This window comes from Cryocola sp. 340MFSha3.1 (assembly GCF_000383315.1).
GTDB lineage: Bacteria > Actinomycetota > Actinomycetes > Actinomycetales > Microbacteriaceae > Leifsonia.
The window spans coordinates 1,539,270-1,558,764 of record NZ_KB911087.1; the positions used below are offsets into that span (position 1 = coordinate 1,539,270).

The window sequence follows — 19,495 nt, forward strand, 5'->3', positions numbered from 1 at the left end:
TTCCACAGCGCAGCACGCCGTCATCCCGCTCGGGATGGCGGCGTGCCGCGTTTCGGAGACCGCTGCTAGAGCGTCGCCTCGATCGTGCGGTCGTAGACCGTGCTCCCGCCGACGCGGATGCGGCCGTCGCCCAGCGGCTCGGTCGCCAGCTGCGACCCCTCGCCCTGCAGGATGCTGAGCGGCCGGCCCAGGCGTGCCGTCAGCGCGATGGCCGCCGCGCCGGTCGCCTCGTCCTCGATGATCCCCATGTCCGGTGCGAACATCCGCGAGCGCAGCGTCCCCGCCGCCTCGTCGATCCAGGCGTAGGCGTAGTGGTGGCCGGAGGTGAATGCGAACGGGTCGAGCGCGTCCACATCCTCCGGCGACTGGAGCTCGAGCCACTCGAAGGTGGGCGCCCACTCGGCGCGGGCGGTGATCCACGCGGTGTCGTCGTCGACGGTGGCCTCGACGTCCCCCGCGGGCTCCCGGAGCACGTCGACCGGGGTCCGCTGATCGGACAGCCACCAGGCCGTGCCGACGCTCGGGTGGCCCGCGAACGGCAGCTCGCGCGCCGGTGTGAAGATTCGGATCGTGGCGGCACGCCCCGCCTCGTCCAGCGCATCCACGAACACGGTCTCGCTGAAGCCGAGCGCGTTGGCGATGTCCTGCTCGCGGGACGCCGTGGCCGGGGAGCTCGTGATGATGCCGAGCTCGTTGCCGTTACGGCCGCTCTCGTTCGTGAACACGCGAACGACGACTACTTCGATGGTCTCATCCATGGCATCAGCCTGGCAGAAGGCCTCCACTTCGTTAACCCGGCGGGTGCATAATCGCGCCATGACGATCGACGACCGCCAGAACGCCAGCGAAGAGGACCTCGCCGTCGAGCACGCCGCCGAGCGGCTCGCCGAGCGCTATCCGCAGGTGCCGCGCGAGCGCATCGACGAGCTGGTCGAGAAGCACCACGAGGAGTTCGAGGGGGCGCCGGTCCGCGACTTCGTCCCGGTCCTCATCGAGCACGACGTGAAGCAGGAGTTGAACGCGGAAGAGCGCGCCGACTGATCGGCGCGCTCTCCCCCGTCGTCCCGATCAGGCCGGGATCAGCGTGTACTTCGTGCTGAGGTACTCGTGGATGCCCTCCAGGCCGCCCTCGCGGCCGAGGCCCGACTGCTTCACGCCGCCGAACGGCGCAGCGGCGTTGGACACCAGGCCCGTGTTGAGCCCCATCATCCCGGTGTCGATGCGGTCGATCATCCGCTGGCCGCGAGCCAGGTCCTGGGTGAAGACGTAGCCGACGAGGCCGTACTCGGTGGAGTTCGCCGCGGCCACCGCTTCGTCCTCGGTCGAGAAGGTGGTGATCGCGAGGATCGGCCCGAAGATCTCCTCGCGGAGGATCTCGCTGCCGGGCTGAACATCCACGATCACGGTCGGCTCGAAGAAGGAGCCGTCGCCCTCCGGCGCGGCACCGCCGGTGAGCACGCGGGCGCCGCGGCCCACCGCATCCTCGACCAGGGCCGACATGGATGCGACGGCACGGTCGTCGATCAGCGGTCCGATGGTGACGCCCTCCTCGGTGCCGCGCCCGATCCGCAGCGCCTGCACCTTCTCGGTGACACGGCGGGCGAACTCGTCGGCGACCGACTCGTGGACGATGAACCGGTTCGCCGCCGTGCAGGCCTGGCCGATGTTGCGGAACTTCGCGAGCATCGCGCCCTCCACCGCCTTGTCGAGGTCGGCGTCGCCGAACACGACGAGCGGCGCGTTTCCGCCCAGCTCCATCGAGGTGCGCAGGACGTTCTGGCCGGCCTGGGCGAGCAACGACCGGCCGACCGGGGTCGATCCCGTGAACGACAGCTTGCGCAGGCGCGGGTCGGCGATGATCGGCTCGGAGACCGTGCGCGCCGTGCTCGTCGGGATGACGTTCACGACGCCGGCGGGCACACCGGCATCGGCGAGCAGCTGAGCGAAGAACAGCGTGGTCAGGGGCGTCAGCTCGGCGGGCTTCACCACGACCGTGCAGCCCGCGGCGAGCGCCGGGGCGATCTTCCGGGTGGCCATCGCGAGCGGGAAGTTCCACGGCGTGATCAGGAAGCACGGGCCGACCGGGCGCTGCGAGACGACCATCGTGCCGGTGCCCTCGGGGTTCTGGCCGAAGCGGCCGGAGATGCGCACCGCCTCCTCCGAGAACCAGCGCAGGAACTCGCCGCCGTAGGTGACCTCGCCGTTCGCCTCGGCGAGCGGCTTGCCCATCTCGAGCGTCATCAGCAGGGCGAAGTCGTCCCGGCGCTCCTGCAGCAGGTCGAAGGCGCGGCGGAGGATCTCGGCGCGGACGCGGGGCGCGGTGGCGGCCCACTCGTCGGCGGCGGCGACCGCGGCATCCAGCGCGCGCATCCCGTCCGAAGGATCGGCGTTGGCGATGCGCTTGATGACGCGCCCGGTGGCCGGATCCTGCACCTGGATCGGGTCGCGGGAGCCCGCCTCCCAGCGGCCCGCGATGAACAGGCCGTCGGGCACGCGGGCGAGCAGCTCGGCCTCACGTGCGGTCAGCTCCGCGGTGGTGTCGACGATGGTCATGCGCCCGCCACCGCCTCTGCGACGACGTCCAGGCCCTCGATGAGGAGGTGGTCCGGGATGCTCAGCGGAGGGAGGAAGCGGATGACGTTGCCGTACGTGCCGCAGGTGAGCAGCACGACACCGGCCGCGTGGGCCGCGGCGGCGACCTTCGCGGTGAGCGCGGCATCCGGCTCGCCTGTTACGGGGTCGACGAGCTCGATCGCGACCATCGCACCGCGGCCGCGCACCTCGGCGACGCGAGCGTCCGCATCGCGCAGGGCGCCCAGCTTCTCGAACAGGATGTCGCCGATCTGCCGGGCGCGCGCCGCCAGGTCCTCCTGCTCGTAGGTCTCGATCGCGGCGAGCGCGGCGACGCAGGCGAGCGGGTTGCCGCCGTAGGTGCCGCCGAGGCCGCCGACCTGCGGTGCGTCCATGATCTCGGCGCGACCGGTGACGGCCGACAGCGGGAGGCCGCCCGCGATCCCCTTCGCGGTGACGATCAGGTCGGGGACGATGCCGAACTGCTCGGAGGCGAACATGGTGCCCGTGCGGGCGAAGCCGGTCTGCACCTCGTCGGCGATGAAGACGACGCCGTTCGCGTTCGCCCACTGCTGCAGGGCGGGGAGGAAGCCGTCGGCCGGGACGATGAAGCCGCCCTCGCCCTGGATGGGCTCGATGATGAGCGCGGCCAGGTTGGCTGCGCCGATCTGCTTCTCGATCATGGTGATGGCGCGCTTGGCCGCCTCCGCGCCGGAGAGGCCGCCGTCGCGCAGCGGGTAGCTGAGCGGTGCGCGGTAGATCTCTGGGGCGAAAGGCCCGAAGCCGTTCTTGTACGGCTGGTTCTTGGCGGTGAGGCCCATCGTGAGGTTGGTGCGGCCGTGATACGCGTGGTCGAACGCGACGACGGCCTGCTTGCCCGTGTAGTGGCGGGCGATCTTGACGGCGTTCTCGACGGCCTCCGCCCCCGAGTTGAACAGCGCGCTGCGCTTGGCGAAGTCGCCGGGGGTCAGCCGGTTGAGCGCCTCGGCGACGTCGACGTACGAGTCGTACGGGGCGACGGTGAAGCAGGTGTGGGTGAAGGCCGCGACCTGCGCGCTGACGGCGTCCACGACGCGCGGGGCCGAGTTGCCGACGCCCGTCACGGCGATGCCGGAGCCGAAGTCGATGAGGGAGTTGCCATCCACATCCACCAGCACGCCGCCTCCCGCTGCGACCGTGTAGACGGGGATGGTCGTGCCGACGCCGGCGGCGACGGCCTGGGCCTTGCGCTCGGCGCGCTTGCGCGACTCGGGGCCGGGGATCGGGGTGACGAGCCGGCGCTCCTGCGGGAGCGAGGGTCCGCCGACGGGGGTGTCGATGGCGGTGTCGAGGATGGTCATGTGTCGAATGTAAGAAGTCGGCGCGAACCGCGACCTGGACGCGACGTACAATCACAGCGTCGGGGATCGACACCCTGGCAGATGGAGCACGATGCCCGCCACCCTCACCCAGCTGCTCGCGCGCGGCGAGCTGGGCCTGCGCCTGCTGACCCCCGCCGGAGTGGGCGACCCGGATGCGTCCCTTGCCTGGGCGCACAGCTCGGACCTGCCCGACCCGACGCCCTTCCTGTCGCGCGGCCAGGTGCTGCTGGTGACGGAGCCGCCGGAGGACGCAGAGCCGTACGTCGGCCGGCTGGCCGAACACGGCATCGCGGCGCTCGGCTTCGGGACCGAGGTGGTCCGTGACGGGGCGCCGGCCGCGCTCGTCGAGGCGTGCACCCGGCACGGCCTCCCGCTGTTCGAGGTGCCCTACCGGACGCCGTTCATCGCGATCGCGCGCTTCGTGGCCGACCGCGTGGCGGCCGATGCGTACGCCCGCAGCACCTGGGCGCTGCGTGCGTCGCGCGCGATCTCGCTCGCGGCCCTGCGGCCGGATGCCCTCGGCGCCGTGCTGTCCGAGCTGTCGCGGCAGATCGAGCGACCGGTCGCGCTCGTCGGCGGCGACGGCGCCGTTGCGCGCAGCTACCCGTCGGGTGCGCTCGACGCGCGGGCACGCAAGGCGCTCGCGGACGCCGCCGACCCGCTGCTGCGGAGCGGCCGTCGCGCGGCGGGCACGGTCGGGACCGACGCCGGACCGTTCGCCCTGCAGACCCTCGGCGCCGCCGGGCGCCTCCGCGGCGTCCTGGCCGTCGGGTCGGACGGGTTGGATGCCGCCGCACAGCAGGTCGTGACCGGCGTCGTCGCCCTGGCCGGGCTGGCGCTCGAACAGTCGCGGGCCGCCGACGCGGCACGGGAACGCCTCCGCACGGCGGTGTGGCGCGCCCTGCTCGCCGGCGACCTGGGTGTCGCCGCGTCCGTCGCCGAGCCGGTGCTGGGGGCGCTCCCCGCCGCGCCGCTCCGCGTCGCCGTGCTGAGCGGCCCGGCGATCGCCGCCGCACTCGACTGGCTCGAGAGCAACGCATCCGGCTTCTTCGCGCGGGAGGGTGCCGACCTGCTCGTGCTCGGCGACGACGACGCGGCCTCGGCCATCGCGGTGCGGTTCGACCTGCGCGGCGGGCTGTCGGCTCCGGGCGAGCTGGATGCGCTGCCCGCCGCCCTGGAGCAGGCGATCGCGGCGCGCGGCCGCGCAACCGCCGATGACCCCATCCCCTCGTTCGAAGACGTGGCCGGGGCCGGGATGCTGGCGCTGCTGCACACGCCGGACGCCCGCGCGGTGGCGCAGAGCGCGCTCCGGCCGCTGACCGCGGCGGATCCGTCGCTGCCGGGCGTCCTGCGCACCTGGCTCGACTCGGACGGCGTGTACGACGTCGCCGCCCGGAAGCTCGGCATCCACCGCCACACCCTCCGCGCGCGCGTCGCCGAGGCGGAGCGGCTGCTCGGTCGCGACCTCACCTCCTTCGCCGCCCGCGCCGACCTCTACGCCGCCCTCCGCGCCTCCGCCTGACGCCCCCTCTACCCCCGCCGTCGAGTCCGCAAACTTTGCACGCTCTGGAGCTCCAGAGCGTGCAAAGTTTGCGGACTCGACGGTGGGCGGAGGGGTTGGAGAGAATGGGCGGATGAGCACACCCATCTCCGGTACCCACTTCGGCCTCACGGCGGGCGACTACCACGCGACCATCGCGTCGGTCGGCGCCACCCTGCGGACGCTCCAGTTCGACGGACGCGACCTCGTCGTCCCGTTCGAGGCCGACGAGGTGCGTCCCGCGTTCCGCGGCGCCACCCTCGCACCCTGGCCGAACCGGGTCGTCGACGGCCGTTACACCTTCGACGGCGTCGAGCAGCAGCTTGCGCTCACCGAGCCCACCCGCGGGCACGCCCTCCACGGACTGGCGGCGTGGCTCGACTTCGTCGCGGTCGATCGAGCCGCGGACAGCGTGACGTTCGCCGCGACCATCGAGGCGCAGGCCGGCTACCCGCACCGCGTGGAGGTGACGGTCGCGTTCTCCCTCGACGAGGAGGGCCTGCACACGGCGGTGACCGGCACGAACACCGGGCCGACGCGCGCCCCGTGGGGAACCGGCCCGCACCCGTACCTCGTCGCGGGCGACGGCCGAGTGGACGACTGGACGCTGTCCCTCCCCGCCGACCAAGTCCTCACCGTCACCGAGGACCGCCTGATCCCGACCGGCCTCGCCGACGTCGCGACCGAGCAGGGCGGCGACTGGGACTTCCGCACGCCCCGGACCATCGGCGACACGTTCATCGACCACGCATTTACGGGCCTCACCCGCTCGGCGGACGGCGCGGCCGTCGTCCGTGTCACGACCGCGGAGGGCACCGGAGTGGAGCTCGCCTGGGGCGAGGACTGCCCGTGGGTGCAGATCCACACGGCCGACCAGCCCGTCCCCGAGCTGAACCGGCTCGGACTCGCCGTCGAGCCGATGACGTGCCCGCCGGACGCCTACAACTCGGGCACCGACCTCATCGTGCTCGAACCGGGAGCATCGGCCACCGCATCCTGGACCATCCGCGCCGTCTGACGAAGCCGTCCAGGGGAAGAAGGTGCGCGCGGCCTTCCACGACGGGCCGCGCGCACTGCGATGCTAGGCGGAGCCGGCCGTCCGCAACGCTGTACGCGGTGTCGAGCGGGTCATCCCGCCGTCGACACTCCGTCGGATGCGCTCACAGGGACAGCCACGCGAAGCCGTACGGGCCGAGCACGCGGCCGTCCCATCCCTCCGCGAGCGGCGCCTCCGGCTCGCCCCCGAGGTCGAGGTGACGGCCGAGATCGAGCTCGACGGACTCGTCCGACAGGTTGTGCACGGTGAGGAGACCGTCCCGCCGCAGGGCGAGGACGGAGGGGGCGCCCACGTCGAGCGCCGTCCATCCGGCTGCACCCGCCCCCTTCTCCCGGCGGAGCTCCGCGATCCTCCGCACGAGGGTCAGCAGCGACGCCGGGTCGCCCTCCTGCGCCCTCACGTTCACCTCCCGGAATCCGAACGGCCCGTCGACCTGCGCCGGCAGGGTGAGGGGCGACTCCTCCGCGCTCGTGAACCCGCCCCACCGCGAATCGTCCCACTGCATCGTGGTCCGGGCGGCTCCGCGACCCTCGATGCTCAGGTCGTCGCCGACTCCGAGCTCCTGGCCGGCGAGCAACAGCGGGACGCCCGGCAGCGCATACAGGAGGCTCAGGGTCATGCGCACCCGCTGATCGGGCTGCATCATCGGCGCCCAGCCGCGCCGGATGCCGCGCCCGTAGATCAGCATGGACGGCTCGGGCGCGAAATGCTCGAACGCTTCCTTCCGCTCGTCGTCGCTCAACTGCTGCAGGTCGAGCTCGTCGGCGTTGTGCACGAAGTTGAGCCGCGCATCGGGCGGGATGGTGTCGTCGAGACGCCGGAGGGCGTCCACGAGTGGCTGCGCCCGACCCCGGGTGAGCGCGAGGATGAGTGAGTTGTTCAGCGTGAAGTCGATGACCGCCTCGAACCGGCCGCGTTCGACGAGGGCCGCCATGAGCTCCGGCGACTCGTCCGCCTCGGCGATCAGCGCCACATCCTGCTTCACCTCGCGGAGGCGTGCGCGCAGGCGGTCGAAGAAGGAGCCGTCGTCCACGTCGGTGTCCGGCCGGCCTTTGCCCTGCACGATCAGGAGGGCCGCGTCGATGCGGAAGCCGTCGACGCCGACCTCCAGCCAGTAGCTCAGCACCCGGACGATCTCCTCGAACACGTCCGGATCCGTGGCGTTGAGGTCCGGCTGGAATTCGTAGAACTGGTGGTGGTAGTACCGGCCGGCCCGGGGCTCGTACGCCCAGACCGCGTCGTCCTCGCCCGGGAACATCGGATGGTCGCCCGGCTCGACCGAGTCGTCCTCGCTCCAGATGAAGAAGCGTCCGGCGGTGGAGTCCGGCGCGTCGACGGCCGCGCGGAACCAGGCGTGCCGGTCCGAGGTGTGGTGCAGCACCGCGTCGATGAGGACGCGCATCCCCCGCTCGTGCGCCGCGTCGAGGAAGGCGCGCAGGCTGTCGAGGTCGCCGAACCGCGGGTCGACCGCGAGATGGTCGTCGACGTCGTACCCGTTGTCGCGGCGGGCGCTGGGATAGAACGGCAGCAGCCAGATCCAGGTCACCCCGAGCGAGGCGACGTAGTCGAGGTGCTCGATCGCCCCGGCGAAGTCGCCGAACCCGTCGCCGTCGCCGTCCGCGAACCGCGACAGGTCGAGTCCGTACACCAGTTCGCCGGGATCGCCGGCCCAGGCGCCCGTCCAGCCGTCGGTGGTGGCAGCAGTGTTCGTCATGCTCCAGTCATACGCCCCCGGTCCGGCGGGGCCGCGATCAGGCATCACTCCCGTCGTCAGGCGGGCGGCGGCGCCGTGCTCTCGCGGATGACGACGGTCGGGCGCTCCGAGGAGAACTTCCGTACCTTGCCGCCCGCGATCACGCCCTCGAGCAGGTCGTAGGCGCGGGAGCCGAGCCCGACGAAGTCCTGGTCCACCGTGGTCAGCGGCGGGCTCCACATCCGGGCGAGAGGATGGTCGTCGAACCCCACGACGCTGACGTCCTGCGGCACGCGCTTGCCCTTCTCCACGAGACCCCGGATGACTCCCATCGCGATCTCGTCGTTTCCGCAGAACACGGCGGTGACCGACGGGTCGTCGGCGAGGGCGCGTCCGATCTCGCGCCCGGACTCCGGCTCCCAGGTGGCGTCGACCGGCGGGGGGACCGGGGCTCCGCGGGCGGTCAGCGCCCGCTTCCAGCCGGTCGTTCGGCCGTCCTCCTTGCGCGACGGCGGCACTCGGACGTGATGGACGGTGGAGTGGCCGAGTTCGAGGAGGTAGTCGACGACCTCTTCCGCGGCGTCCGCCTCGGCGAGCACCGCCTGGGGAACCCCCGACTCCCGAACGCCGGAGATCGACACGGTCGGGATGGACTTCGGCAGCCGATGCAGCGCCGCCACTCCCGGCGGGTCGAATTTGAGGACAACGACGCCGGCGATCGGCTGGTCGAGGACGAGCGACACGGCCCCGTCGACGGTCTCATCGTCGGCGGACTCCACCACGGTGATGCTCACGGTGTAGCCGGCCGCGCGGGCGCGTTCCTCGATGCCGCGGATGGTCTCGGCGTACCCGTACCGGGAGGTGTTGCCGGCGATCACGGCGATGAGCCGCGGCTGACGAGCCACCAGCGCGCGCGCGGCGGCGGAGGGACGGAAGTCGAGCTCCCGGATCGCCTCCATGACGCGTGAGCGCTTCTCGTCGGACACGTACGCGGCGCCGTTGAGGACGCGCGACACCGTCGGGACCGAGACGCCGGCGCGGCGCGCGACGTCGCTGATCACGGGCGGTTTCGGCGCGTTGTTCGGCATCGCCCTCAGCATAGCCACGCGCCCCGCTCCGTCACTTCACGGCCCCGCTGGTGATGCCCGAGATGATGCGGCGCTGCATCACCGTGAAGGTGATCAGCAGCGGAAGGCTCATCAGGATGATGTAGGCGAAGATCAGGTGCCAGTTCTGCAGGTACAGACCCGCGCTGGCGACCTGGTAGAGGTTGAGCGGGAGGGTGTCGAGCCGTCCCCCCACCACGAACAGCGCGTAGAAGACGTCGTTCCAGATGTACAGGCAGATCAGGATCGTCGCCGTCGCGAGCGTCGGGGTCAGCAGCGGCAGGATGACACGGAAGAACACCTTCACCGGGCCGGCGCCGTCGACGCGCGCCGCCTCCTCCAGTTCCACCGGGATGGTGCGGACGAAACCCGTCACGAAGAAGATGACGGTCGACATGTACATGCCCATGTAGACGCCGATCATCCCGACGGCCGTGCCCGCGAGCCCCAACTGGCGGAGCAGGAGCACGATGGTCACGACCGCGGGCGGGAGCACGATCCCGCTGATGCCGAGCGCATAGACGAACGAGATCGCGCGCCCGCGCCGTCGGCCCAGGATCCACGACGCCATCGCGCCGAGGAGGAGGACGCCGAAGACCGACGGCACCATGATGAGCAGGCTGCCGAAGAAGGCGGGGACCATGCGTCCCTGGTCCAGGACGGTCGCGAAGTTCTGCAGCAGGTGCCAGCTGGTCGGCAGCGCCAGGCTGGGGTTGAGGGCCTCGGCCTGGTCTTTTCCCGCGGTCACGACGACCAGCCAGAAGGGGATGCCGAGCAGGAGCACGACCAGCAGGATGGCGACGATCGGCTGGACGACGCGCGAGGGCTTCAGAGGCCGGCGGCGACGGCGGGCGGTGGAGGCGAGCGCGCTCACAGCACGTTCTCCCTTCTGCGGAGGAAGTAGATCACCGGGAAGGCCAGGACCGTCACCATGAGGAACAGGGTGAGGCTCATGGTGGTCGCCTGCGCGAACAGTCCCTGCCCGAACGTGCGGAAGATGAAGATGTTGAGCAGCTCGGTCGTTCCACCGGGGCCGCCTCCCGTCGTCGCCTGGACGATGTCGAAGCCGTTCATCGAGCCGAGCAAGGCGGTCGCGACGTTGAACGTCACGGCGGGGGCGAGGAGGGGGAACCGGATGGTGCGGAACGTCGTCCACCAGCCGGCGCCGTCGAGGCGGGCGGCCTCCAGGATGTCCTCGTTGATGGTCTTGAGACCGGCCAGGTAGATCAGCATGGAGAGGCCCATCCACTTCCACGCGTGGATCAGGGCGACGACGACGATGGTCCACGTGGTGCTGCCGAGCCAGGCGATGGACACGTGCTGCCCGCTGACGAAGCCGAGGATCTGGTTGAGCGCGCCCTCGGGCTTCAGCATCGCCTGGAAGATGTAGCCGACGGCGAGCGCCGACATCACGACGGGGACGAAGAAGGCGACGCGCGCGAAGCGGTTGATCGGGGTGTCGCGCTCCAGCACGAGGGCCAGGATGAGACCGAACACGTTCTGGAACACGGCGACGAGAATGGCGTAGACGAGCGTGATCCGGAGGTCGTTCAGCAGGCTGCCGTTGGTGAAGAGAGCCGCGAAGTTGTCGGTGCCGACGAAGCCGATGTCGCTGTGGAAGCTGGACCAGTCCGTGAACGCGTACACGAAGTTGAAGATCGTCGGGACGAAGAAGAAGACGATCAGGACGAGGAGCGCGGGCACCAGGAACCAAGCAGGGTGGTCCTGCCGTCGGCGGCCTCGCGGTCGCGGCGCACTCGGGCGGGCCGTCGGCGCGGCCGCGGGGGCGGGCGGGGCGAGTTGGGCGGTCACGGTGTCTGCCTTTCTGCGAGTGGTCGGGGAGCGCCGGGGCGGGTGGGGGGGGGTCCGCCCCGACGCCCGTCGGCTAGAAGCCCTTGACTCCCTGCGCCTTCGCGAGCTGTGCGAACTGCGCCTGTGTCGCCTCTGCCACCTGGACCGGGGTCTTGGTCCCTTGGATCATGTCGGCGAGGTTCAGATACAGGTCGGGGTTCGCGACGGCGAGCGCCTGCATCGAACCGACCGACCCGTCGAGGGATGCCGCCACATCGGTGAGGGCGGTGGGGACGCTGCTGGGGGTGTCGACGCCCTTGATCAGGGACACGGTCGACTGCGCCTTCACGAAGTCGGCGTACCCGTCTCCGAGCCAGTAGCTGAGGAACTGACGGGCGGCGGCCTCCCGCTTGCTGTCACCCGTCTTGAAGGCGACGAGGGCGTTCGACTGGTCCGGGATGTACGTGCCGACGTTGCCCTTCGGCGAGATCGGGAAGAATCCGATCTTCTTGTTCAGCTCCTCGGTGCTGGAGGTGGCCTGCAGTTCGCCGAAGAACGAGTTGACCTGCATCGCCATGGCCGCCTTGCCTCCGAGCAGTGCGTTCCCCTGGTCGACGAATGTCGCGGTCTTGATGTCGGCGTTGAACAGCCCCTGCTGGATCAGCTTCTGATAGTTGTCGATCGCGCCCTGGATGGTCGGGTCGGTGAACTTCTCCTCGTTCTTGTTCACCTTGTCCCAGAGGCCGTCCTTGGCGGCGTCGGCCAGCTGCGCCTGCACCCACCACTGGGTGGCCCACTTGTCGCCGCCCATCTCGTAGAAGGGGTCGACTCCCTTGGCCTTCAGCTGCTCGGCCAGGGCGATGAACTCGTCCCAGTTCTTCGGGGTGGCGGTGATCCCGTTCTTCGAGAACACCTCCTTGTTGTAGTAGACGCCGATGACGGCCGGGGTGGTCACCAGGGCGGCGTAGCGCGTGCCGTCCAGCGTGCCCGTCATGTCGGCCAGGTTGCCGGTGTAGTTCTTCACCCACGGAGCGCCCTCCAGCGACTGCAGGTTCTGCGCCGCGTTGAGCGCCGTGAGCTCGGAAGCCGTGGGCTGCCAGAAGGCGAGGTCTGGCTTGTCACCCGTCGCGACCTTGGTCTGTACGCCCTGCTCGTACGGGTCGGGGATGGTGACGACCTTCACCTTCGCGCCGGTCAGTTTCTCGAAGCCCGTGATCACGCTCTCGGGGGTCTTGTTCGAGTTCTGCGCGGCCCAGATGGTGAGGTCGACGCCGTCGAGTTTGGTGTCCTGCGCCGGCCACGACGCGCTGCCCGCGCTGCCGCCTCCGGATCCGGGGTCGCTGCACCCCGACAGCACGAGCGCCGCGGCGGCGGCGATGGCCGCGATCGAGGCGGCTCCCTTCCAAGCGATCTTCATTGAACTGCTCTCCTTGAGTGACGTAGCGACGGTAGCGCTACTGGGTTCGGGTTGCGGAATGCGGTGCGGACGCGATGTTCGTCGCGGCCTGGAGGCGGAGGACCCGCGCGCCGACCTCGCCGGTGGGGCTGGTGACGGTGAGTTCTCCTGTCCCCGCGTCCCAGTGGGTCTCCCAGTCGGGAAGGGATCGCGGGAAGACGGTCGAGACCGTGAGCTCCCGTCCGGCGAACGCCGGAAGGGAGAGCCGGACCTCGGGGGTCGCCGGGTCGCGGTTCCAGACGGCCACCAGGGCGCCGTCGTCGATCGCGAGCCCCAGCGAGGTCCACCCCGCGTCCCAGGTGGGGATGCCGAGCGGCCAGAAGGGGGTGGATGCGGTGAGCTCGCCGCGCAGCTGCTTGGCGGCCCCGACCGCGTCGGAGACGAGCGCCAGGCGATCGGCGTCCATGCGCGCCAGATGCCCGGAGACGTAGTAGCGGCCGAGGAGTCCGGTGGCGAGGCAGAAGGCGACCTCCTCCATCGTCATCTCCGGCTGCGGATACGCCCAGCTCGCCGCCTGCTCCGGCAGCATCGCGGCCGGCGCGCTCGCCGCGATCGGCGGGTACTTGAGGAAGTCCTGCTGGTCGGAGGTGGACTGCATCTGCAGCCGGGAGAGCATGGCGTAGTCGGAGCGCATCGCCCCGGAACCGCAGTTCTCGAGCACGAGACCGGGATGGCGGTCGAGCACGCCGTCGAGCCAGTCGAGGTGGGCGCGGTTGTGGGCCAGCAGTCCGGCGCCGACGCTGTCCGCATCCCGATCGGTCCCCGGCCCCGGGTTGATGTTGTAGTCGAGCTTGAAGAAGCCGATCCCGAACTCGTGCACGAGCCGGTCGACGACGGAGTCCAGGTGCTCGCGCGCCGCCGGATGCCGGAGGTCGAGGTGGTAGCGGTGGTGCTCGACGACGCGCTCGCCTTTGCGCTGCAGGAAGGCGCCGTCGGGCAGACGGTCGGCCATCGGGCTGTTCACCCCGATGACCTCGGGCTCGAGCCAGAGGCCGGGCACCATCCCGGCGTCTCGGATGTGGTCGATGACCTCCGAGAGCCCGCCGGGGAAACGTGTGGTGCTCGGCATCCACTCCCCCACGGTGTCCCACCATTCGCCGCTGTCGTCGTACCAACCCGCGTCGATGCAGAACACTTCGGCGCCGACGCGGGAGGCCGCGTCGATGAGCGGGAGCAGCTTCTCCGTCGTCGGGTCGCCGTTCAGGGTGTTCATGTAGTCGTTGAAGACGACGGGCATCGCGCTGTTGTCGGGATGGGGCCGCCGGTGTGCGCGCCGGTAGGCGGTCAGCTGGCCGATCGCCGACGTGACGTCGCGGGCGAGAGCCAGGGCGACGGTGACCGTGGTGAACGACTCGCCGGGCCGGAGTTCCTCGCTCCACTGGTGGTCGGTGTCGGTGGGCCCGGAGAGGGCGAGATAGCCGCTCGCGGTGTCCTCCCCCAGCTCCCAGCGCCAGGCGCCGTTGTGCTCGATCTGCCAGGCCCAGGCGGCTCCGAGCCGCGTCGACCGGACCGCCGCGACGGGCAGGTGCTTGCCGGTGGACCAGGTGCCGGAGGAGATCACGCTGAACTCTCCGCGCGGGTTGTGGTTGGTCAGCTGCTGTTCGAGGCGCGGGAAGCGGACGCCGTTGAGCGGCTCGCGCACCCACCGCCCTTCGCCCAGCCAGTCACTGAGCGCGTGGTAGACCTCCCACTCGCGGATGCTGCTGCGGCCGTTGCCGCCGAGATAGAGCGCGAGCGATGGGATGGAGCGGAGCACGACGGGTTCGTGACCGTCGTTGAGGACGGTGGCAGATGAACGGAGCACCGACAGGCCGTCGGTGAGTTCGAGGAGCAGCTCGATGCGGAGGCCGGCCTGTACGTGGTCGAGCCGGACCCGCAGGGCCGATCCGGTGGCGGTGGCCGCCTCGTCGTGGCCTGCATAGCGGAGGTCGTGCCCGATCGCCGTGTGGACCAGCCGGTCGCTGGCGAGCGAATGCCCCTGGTTGACCGCGAGCACGTCGACCAGCGGGAGCCCCGTGGGCATGTCGAGCCGCAGCCCGTCGTGCTCGACCGCGGCGATTCGGGGTGCGGAGTCTGCCGACCATTCGATCTCGACGGTCAGCTTCTCGGTGCCCCAGCTCAGGCGGTCGGTCATCGGTCTCCTCGTCATCGTGGATGGTGGCGGCCGGTTGCCGCGTCGGTTCATGATAGCGCTATCAGATCGCAGCGCAAGTCTTTTCTGATAGCGCTATCAGCGGCGCGGTCATTGGGTGACATCGACACTTGCGGGCCGCGGCGATATCGCTATCATGATAGCGGTTTCAGAGTGGCGCTCCACAGTGGGGACCCGACGCGAGCCCGGAACCGTCCAACCGATCCGTACGAAGGAGTACCGCGTGAACGGAACACATCGCAGGCGCCGCCTGCGCAGCATCCTCCCGCCCTCGATCGCCATCGCTGCCGGGCTCGCCCTCGCGGTGAGCGGCCTCTCCGCCCTTCCCGCCGGCGCCGCCGGCGTCGACCACCTCGGTGTCGACTTCTCCCAGACCACCGGCGCTTTCCGAGGTGGCGCCACCGGCACGCTCTACGGCCTCGGCGACGACGGGGTTCCGAGCCAGTCCGTCCTGAACGGCGCCCACATCACCAACACGTCGCAGAAGCCGCCCTTCGGTGCTCAGCATCCCAACGGCGACGCGCTGCAGGTCGAGTCGTCGTTCTTCGCCGGCGGAGGCCAGGACCTGTACGTCTACGCGCAGGACATGTATCCGGACTGGCCCTACAACGGCGGCACGCGGCCGGGCGACGCGAACGGCGACGGGGTCTGGGACTACCTCCCCATTCTCAAGAAGGTCGTCGAGGACGTCGCGACGACGTCGAAGCATCCCGAGAAGTACGTCTTCATCCCGTTCAACGAGCCGGACGGCGGCAACTGGTACCCGAACTGGTCGACGCAGAAGGACCAGTTCCTCGCCGACTGGTCGGCCGCCTACCAGGTGATCCAGGGCGTCTACGCCGAGCACGGCCTCGGGCACGCCCGCGTCGGGGGACCGGGCGATTCCGTCTGGCACCCCGACCGGAGCGCCGACTTCCTCGCCTACGCCAAGGCCCGCTCCGAACTCCCGGACATCTTCATCTGGCACGAACTCGGCACCTACAACCTGGCCACGTTCCGAGGCCACCACGACGAGTACACCGCGCTGCTCCAGCGGCTCGGGATCGCGCCCATCCCCGTCAACATCACCGAGTTCGGGATGCTGCGCGACATGGGCGTGCCCGGCCAGCTCATCCAGTGGATCTCGATGTTCGAGAGCGAGAAGGTCGACGCGCAGACGGCGTACTGGAACTACGCGGGCAACCTCTCCGACAACTCCTCGCGCAACAACGGCGCGAACGGCGGATGGTGGATGTTCAACTGGTACGGCGACCTCGCCGGCTCCACGACCGCGCAGGTCACCCCGCCGAAGCTGAACACGCCGGACTCCCTCCAGGGCCTCGCCGCCATCGACACCGGCGCTCGCACGGCCACCGTGCTGTTCGGCGGAGGATCCTCGGACGTGGCGGTCGATGTGAAGGGACTCGACGCATCCACCTTCGGCTCGACCGTCGACGTGCGCGTCCGCGCCGACCGCCTCAACGGGGCGGAGGGCGCCTCGCTCCAGCCTCCGGTGATCCTGTCGACGACCGCGGAGGTCACAGACGGGCGGCTCTCGGTGACCGTTCCGAACAGTGACCGCTACTCGGCGTACCAGCTGGAAATCACCCCGCGGCTCACCGATCCGCAGCCGGTGTCGGCAGACCTGGTGAACAGCACGGAGGCCGAGAACGCTACTCTCGCGAACGCGACCGTCTACACGCAGGACCCGTCGCGCGAGTGGTCCTTCATGGCGTCCGGCGGCAAGGACGTCGGCTCGTTCAACCGCGCCGGATCCTCCGCGACCTGGAACGTGACCGTGCCGACGACCGGCGACTACCGGCTGTCGGTGCTCAGCGGCACGAACGCGTCGCCCGGGCAGCACGCGCTGTTCGTCGACGGCGCCTTCGGCCGGCTGGTGAAGTACTCCGCCGATCTCGGCTGGGGATACCGCGGGACGGCGGATGCCACGATCCACCTGACCGCGGGCACTCACGCGCTGTCGCTGCGGGCGAGCGTCGACGGGACGACCCTGCTGCCCGGTGCGGACATCACGCTCGACCGGTTCGACCTCCACGATGTCACCGCGGGTGAGCGGGCGACGTACCCGGCCGTCGACGCCCGCCTCTCCGGCGGGGCGACCCTCTCCTGGAAGCACCCGGCCGCGCGGGGCTACGCCTCGGTGACGGGCGACGGCGCCGCCACCTTCTACGCGACCACTGCCGAGACGGGCTACTACGACGTGACGACGCACTTCGCGTCGACGGGTCGCGGGGCGACGCCCTCCCTGGTCGTGAACGGCCGGACCGTGGCCCTTCCGGCCTCCACCGGGCCGGGCGTCTTCGATGCGACCGTGCGGCTGTTCCTCCCGCAGGGAGTGAACGAGCTCACCGTCCGTGCGGAGGCGGGCACCGTGCTGGTCGGCGATGTGTCGACGATCCGGGGTGCGGCGCAGAAGGCGGCCGACGCGGATGCGGCTCTCGTCTTCCGCAGTGAGGCCGAGGCTCTGCCCCTGTCCGGCACGGCGGTCGTGCAGACCGACCCGGCCGGCTCGAACGGATCCGCGGACGCGCAGGGCGTGGTCCGCCACGTCGGCTACCTCGGAAACGGCCCGGCGAACACGCTGACCGTTCCGCGGCCGAGCGGCTTCGCGGCGGGCGACTACCAGCTCGTCATCGGAGCAGCCAACGCCGACAAGTCGGCGGCGATCAACTACAACCCGCAGGTGATCAGCCGTTTCCTGGATGTGGCGGAGGCCGGCGGAGCCACCACCCGCGCCGCTTTCCGCCACAACTACTCGTGGAGCAGCTATTGGGACAAGACGGTCCCGTTGACGCTCTCGACCGACGGCGGCGCGCTCAGCCTGGGCAACGCCACGGCGTACGGGCCGAACGTCGACACCGTCACACTGGCGAAGTTCGTCGGTGCGGCACCGTCGATCGCGAAGCGACAGACCGGACTCGGCGCGAAGTAGCCGGCACCGGAAACGGACGGCGGGCGGCGTCGGAGCCTCACGGCTCCGGCGCCGCTCGCGCGAAGTCGATCAGCCGCTGTTGCGCCTCCGCGTAGGAGGTCGCTGTCGGGAGCTCGCGGCCGTCCCGCACCGCTGCCGCGACATCCACTGCCGCGTCGATCGCGACCCGGTACGGCAAGGAGCCGGTGCTCACCCGTCGCACCCCCAGCTCACCGAGGCGGTCGAGGCCGAGGCCCGGCACGACGAGCACGTTGAGGGGAAGCGGGATGGCCGCCGCCAGCTGCTCGATCGTCGCCGGGTCCGAGACGCCCGGCACGAAGATGCCGTCCGCTCCGGCGTCGGCGTACCGCTTCGCCCGCTCGGCGACGGCGTCGACGGTCGCCTCCTCGTGGAACCAGTAGGAGTCGATGCGGGCGTTCACGAACACGTCGGGTGCGCTCCGAGTGATCGCCGTGATCTTGGCCGCGGGGATGGCGGGGTCCACGAGATGACCGCCGGCGGAGTCCTCCAGGTTCACACCCGCGACGCCCAGGCCTGCGACGAGGTCGGCGACCTCCTCCGCGTCGTCGCTGAAGCCGTCCTCGATATCGGCCGAGATGTACGCCGGGAGCGCACTGATCCGCTCGACGAGGGCGAGCGTCGCCTCCCGGCCCGCACCCTCCGCGTCCGGGCGGCCCGATGCTGCGTTCACGCCGAAGCTCGTCGTGCCGATCGCCGGGAAGCCCGCCGCGGCGAAGGCGATCGCCGACCCCACATCCCACGCGTTGGGCAGCAGGAGCGGCCGGTCGCCGCGATGGAGTTCGTGGAACGTCATCGGCTCCCCCTCACGGGATGCGCTGGAAAGCCCTACCGGCCCTCACCATCACGGGGCGAGGATAGCCCGCCGAGGGCGGCGGCGGCGATCCCCTCCTGCGCGGCCGGGTGCTCGGCCGCCCACGATGCGAGCAGCCGGAGCTTCTGCGCCGACTCCGACCCGGGCTCCGCGGTGTAGACGAGCACGACATGACCCGGCTCCGCGGTCACGGCCAGCTCCTCGAAAGCGAGGGTGACGTCCCCCACGACCGGATGATGGAAGCGCTTCGTCCCGGTGCCGTGCGTCCGCACGTTGTGGGCCCCCCACAGCCGCCGGAACTCGTCGCTGCGGGTGGAAAGCTCCCCGACGAGCTCCTGCAGGGCCGGATTGTGGGGATCGCGGCCCGCCTCCGCCCGCATCATCGCCACACACATGTCAGCGAAGAGGTCCCAGTCCGGGTAGAAGTCGCGGGACGCCGGGTCGAGGAACTGGAAGCGGGCGAAGTTCGGGGTGCGACCGCCGTCTCCGATCATCGGGGCGTAGAACGCCCGGGCGAGCGCATTGAACGCGATCACGTCGGACTGCGGGTTGCGCACCACGGCGATCCCCTCGGTCACCGCCTCCAGCATCCAGTGCAGGCTCGGCCGGCCCGCCGGGTTGCGGGTGCTCGCGCGGCGACGGGAGCGCCCGGAGGTGGGGATGCCGTCGGCGGCGCGGGCCAGGTCGAACAGGTGCGCGCGCTCGGCGTCGTCGAGCTGCAGCGCCTGCGACACGGCGTCGAGGACGGATGCGGAGGCGCCGGAGATCATGCCGCGCTCCAGCTTCGCGTAGTACTCGACGCTGACTCCCGCGAGCATGGCGACCTCGGAGCGGCGCAGGCCGCTCACCCGGCGGCCGTCGCCGGCCGGGAGCCCCGCCATCTCGGGTCGGAGCCGCGCGCGCCTGCTCATCAGGAACTCGCGGACCTCAGCTCGGTTTTCCATGACAACGAGGCTACGTCGCCCTGGACCGCCGAGGGGTGCCCTCTCAGTACACGTCACGGC

15 protein-coding genes are annotated in these 19,495 nt (G+C 70.7%); 4 read left to right on the forward strand and 11 right to left on the reverse strand.

Annotated elements, in window-relative coordinates:
• Positions 1-65 precede the first annotated feature (65 nt).
• A complete protein-coding gene (locus tag H284_RS0107280; protein WP_020075710.1) occupies positions 66-758 on the reverse strand; it encodes a PhzF family phenazine biosynthesis protein in 693 nt (230 codons plus the stop codon).
• Between the two features lie 58 nt (positions 759-816).
• On the opposite strand from H284_RS0107280, the gene H284_RS0107285 reads away from it, so the two are divergent.
• Positions 817-1,041 (forward strand): three-helix bundle dimerization domain-containing protein, encoded by a 225-nt coding sequence (locus H284_RS0107285; RefSeq protein WP_018189668.1) that lies wholly within the window; start codon positions 817-819, stop codon positions 1,039-1,041.
• 27 nt (positions 1,042-1,068) lie between these two features.
• Here H284_RS0107285 and H284_RS0107290 read toward each other — a convergent pair whose 3' ends face one another.
• Together H284_RS0107290 and gabT are read right to left on the reverse strand one after the other, a co-directional pair.
• Positions 1,069-2,553, reverse strand: coding sequence for an NAD-dependent succinate-semialdehyde dehydrogenase (locus H284_RS0107290; protein ID WP_018189667.1), 1,485 nt, complete (start codon positions 2,551-2,553; stop codon positions 1,069-1,071).
• Positions 2,550-3,911 carry a 4-aminobutyrate--2-oxoglutarate transaminase gene (gene gabT / locus H284_RS0107295; RefSeq protein ID WP_020075711.1) on the reverse strand — a complete coding sequence of 454 codons (1,362 nt, stop codon included), beginning with the start codon at positions 3,909-3,911 and terminating at the stop codon, positions 2,550-2,552. Before gabT ends, H284_RS0107290 begins: the two co-directional genes overlap by 4 nt.
• Before the next feature lie 91 nt (positions 3,912-4,002).
• On the opposite strand from gabT, the gene H284_RS0107300 reads away from it, so the two are divergent.
• Together H284_RS0107300 and H284_RS0107305 are read left to right on the forward strand one after the other, a co-directional pair.
• Entirely contained in the window at positions 4,003-5,454 is a 1,452-nt protein-coding gene (locus H284_RS0107300; RefSeq protein WP_020075712.1) for a PucR family transcriptional regulator, read from the forward strand.
• Between the two features lie 112 nt (positions 5,455-5,566).
• Positions 5,567-6,490, forward strand: a complete 924-nt coding sequence (locus H284_RS0107305; RefSeq protein WP_020075713.1) for an aldose 1-epimerase family protein — start codon at positions 5,567-5,569, stop codon at positions 6,488-6,490.
• 142 nt (positions 6,491-6,632) lie between these two features.
• Here H284_RS0107305 and H284_RS0107310 read toward each other — a convergent pair whose 3' ends face one another.
• The 6 genes from H284_RS0107310 to H284_RS0107335 all read right to left on the reverse strand — a co-directional run bounded on the left by H284_RS0107310 (position 6,633) and on the right by H284_RS0107335 (position 14,709).
• A complete protein-coding gene (locus tag H284_RS0107310) occupies positions 6,633-8,243 on the reverse strand; it encodes an alpha-amylase family glycosyl hydrolase (RefSeq protein ID WP_020075714.1) in 1,611 nt (536 codons plus the stop codon).
• Between the two features lie 56 nt (positions 8,244-8,299).
• Positions 8,300-9,310, reverse strand: coding sequence for a LacI family DNA-binding transcriptional regulator (locus H284_RS0107315; protein WP_020075715.1), 1,011 nt, complete (start codon positions 9,308-9,310; stop codon positions 8,300-8,302).
• 31 nt (positions 9,311-9,341) lie between these two features.
• Positions 9,342-10,202, reverse strand: a complete 861-nt coding sequence (locus H284_RS0107320; protein ID WP_020075716.1) for a carbohydrate ABC transporter permease — start codon at positions 10,200-10,202, stop codon at positions 9,342-9,344.
• Positions 10,199-11,140, reverse strand: a complete 942-nt coding sequence (locus H284_RS0107325; RefSeq protein WP_231371109.1) for a carbohydrate ABC transporter permease — start codon at positions 11,138-11,140, stop codon at positions 10,199-10,201. Before H284_RS0107325 ends, H284_RS0107320 begins: the two co-directional genes overlap by 4 nt.
• A 73-nt stretch (positions 11,141-11,213) precedes the next feature.
• Positions 11,214-12,536, reverse strand: a complete 1,323-nt coding sequence (locus H284_RS0107330) for an ABC transporter substrate-binding protein (RefSeq protein ID WP_018189659.1) — start codon at positions 12,534-12,536, stop codon at positions 11,214-11,216.
• A 37-nt stretch (positions 12,537-12,573) separates the two neighbouring features.
• The gene (locus H284_RS0107335) at positions 12,574-14,709 is read right to left on the reverse strand and encodes a glycoside hydrolase family 36 protein (RefSeq protein ID WP_018189658.1); all 2,136 of its coding nucleotides are present in this window, start codon (positions 14,707-14,709) and stop codon (positions 12,574-12,576) included.
• 241 nt (positions 14,710-14,950) lie between these two features.
• On the opposite strand from H284_RS0107335, the gene H284_RS0107340 reads away from it, so the two are divergent.
• Entirely contained in the window at positions 14,951-17,659 is a 2,709-nt protein-coding gene (locus H284_RS0107340; RefSeq protein ID WP_020075718.1) for a CBM35 domain-containing protein, read from the forward strand.
• Between the two features lie 37 nt (positions 17,660-17,696).
• On the opposite strand, the gene H284_RS0107345 is transcribed toward H284_RS0107340, so the two are convergent.
• The gene (locus H284_RS0107345; RefSeq protein WP_020075719.1) at positions 17,697-18,473 is read right to left on the reverse strand and encodes an isocitrate lyase/PEP mutase family protein; all 777 of its coding nucleotides are present in this window, start codon (positions 18,471-18,473) and stop codon (positions 17,697-17,699) included.
• A gap of 32 nt (positions 18,474-18,505) precedes the next feature.
• Positions 18,506-19,435 (reverse strand): helix-turn-helix domain-containing protein, encoded by a 930-nt coding sequence (locus tag H284_RS0107350; protein ID WP_196802418.1) that lies wholly within the window; start codon positions 19,433-19,435, stop codon positions 18,506-18,508.
• Positions 19,436-19,495 lie beyond the last annotated feature (60 nt).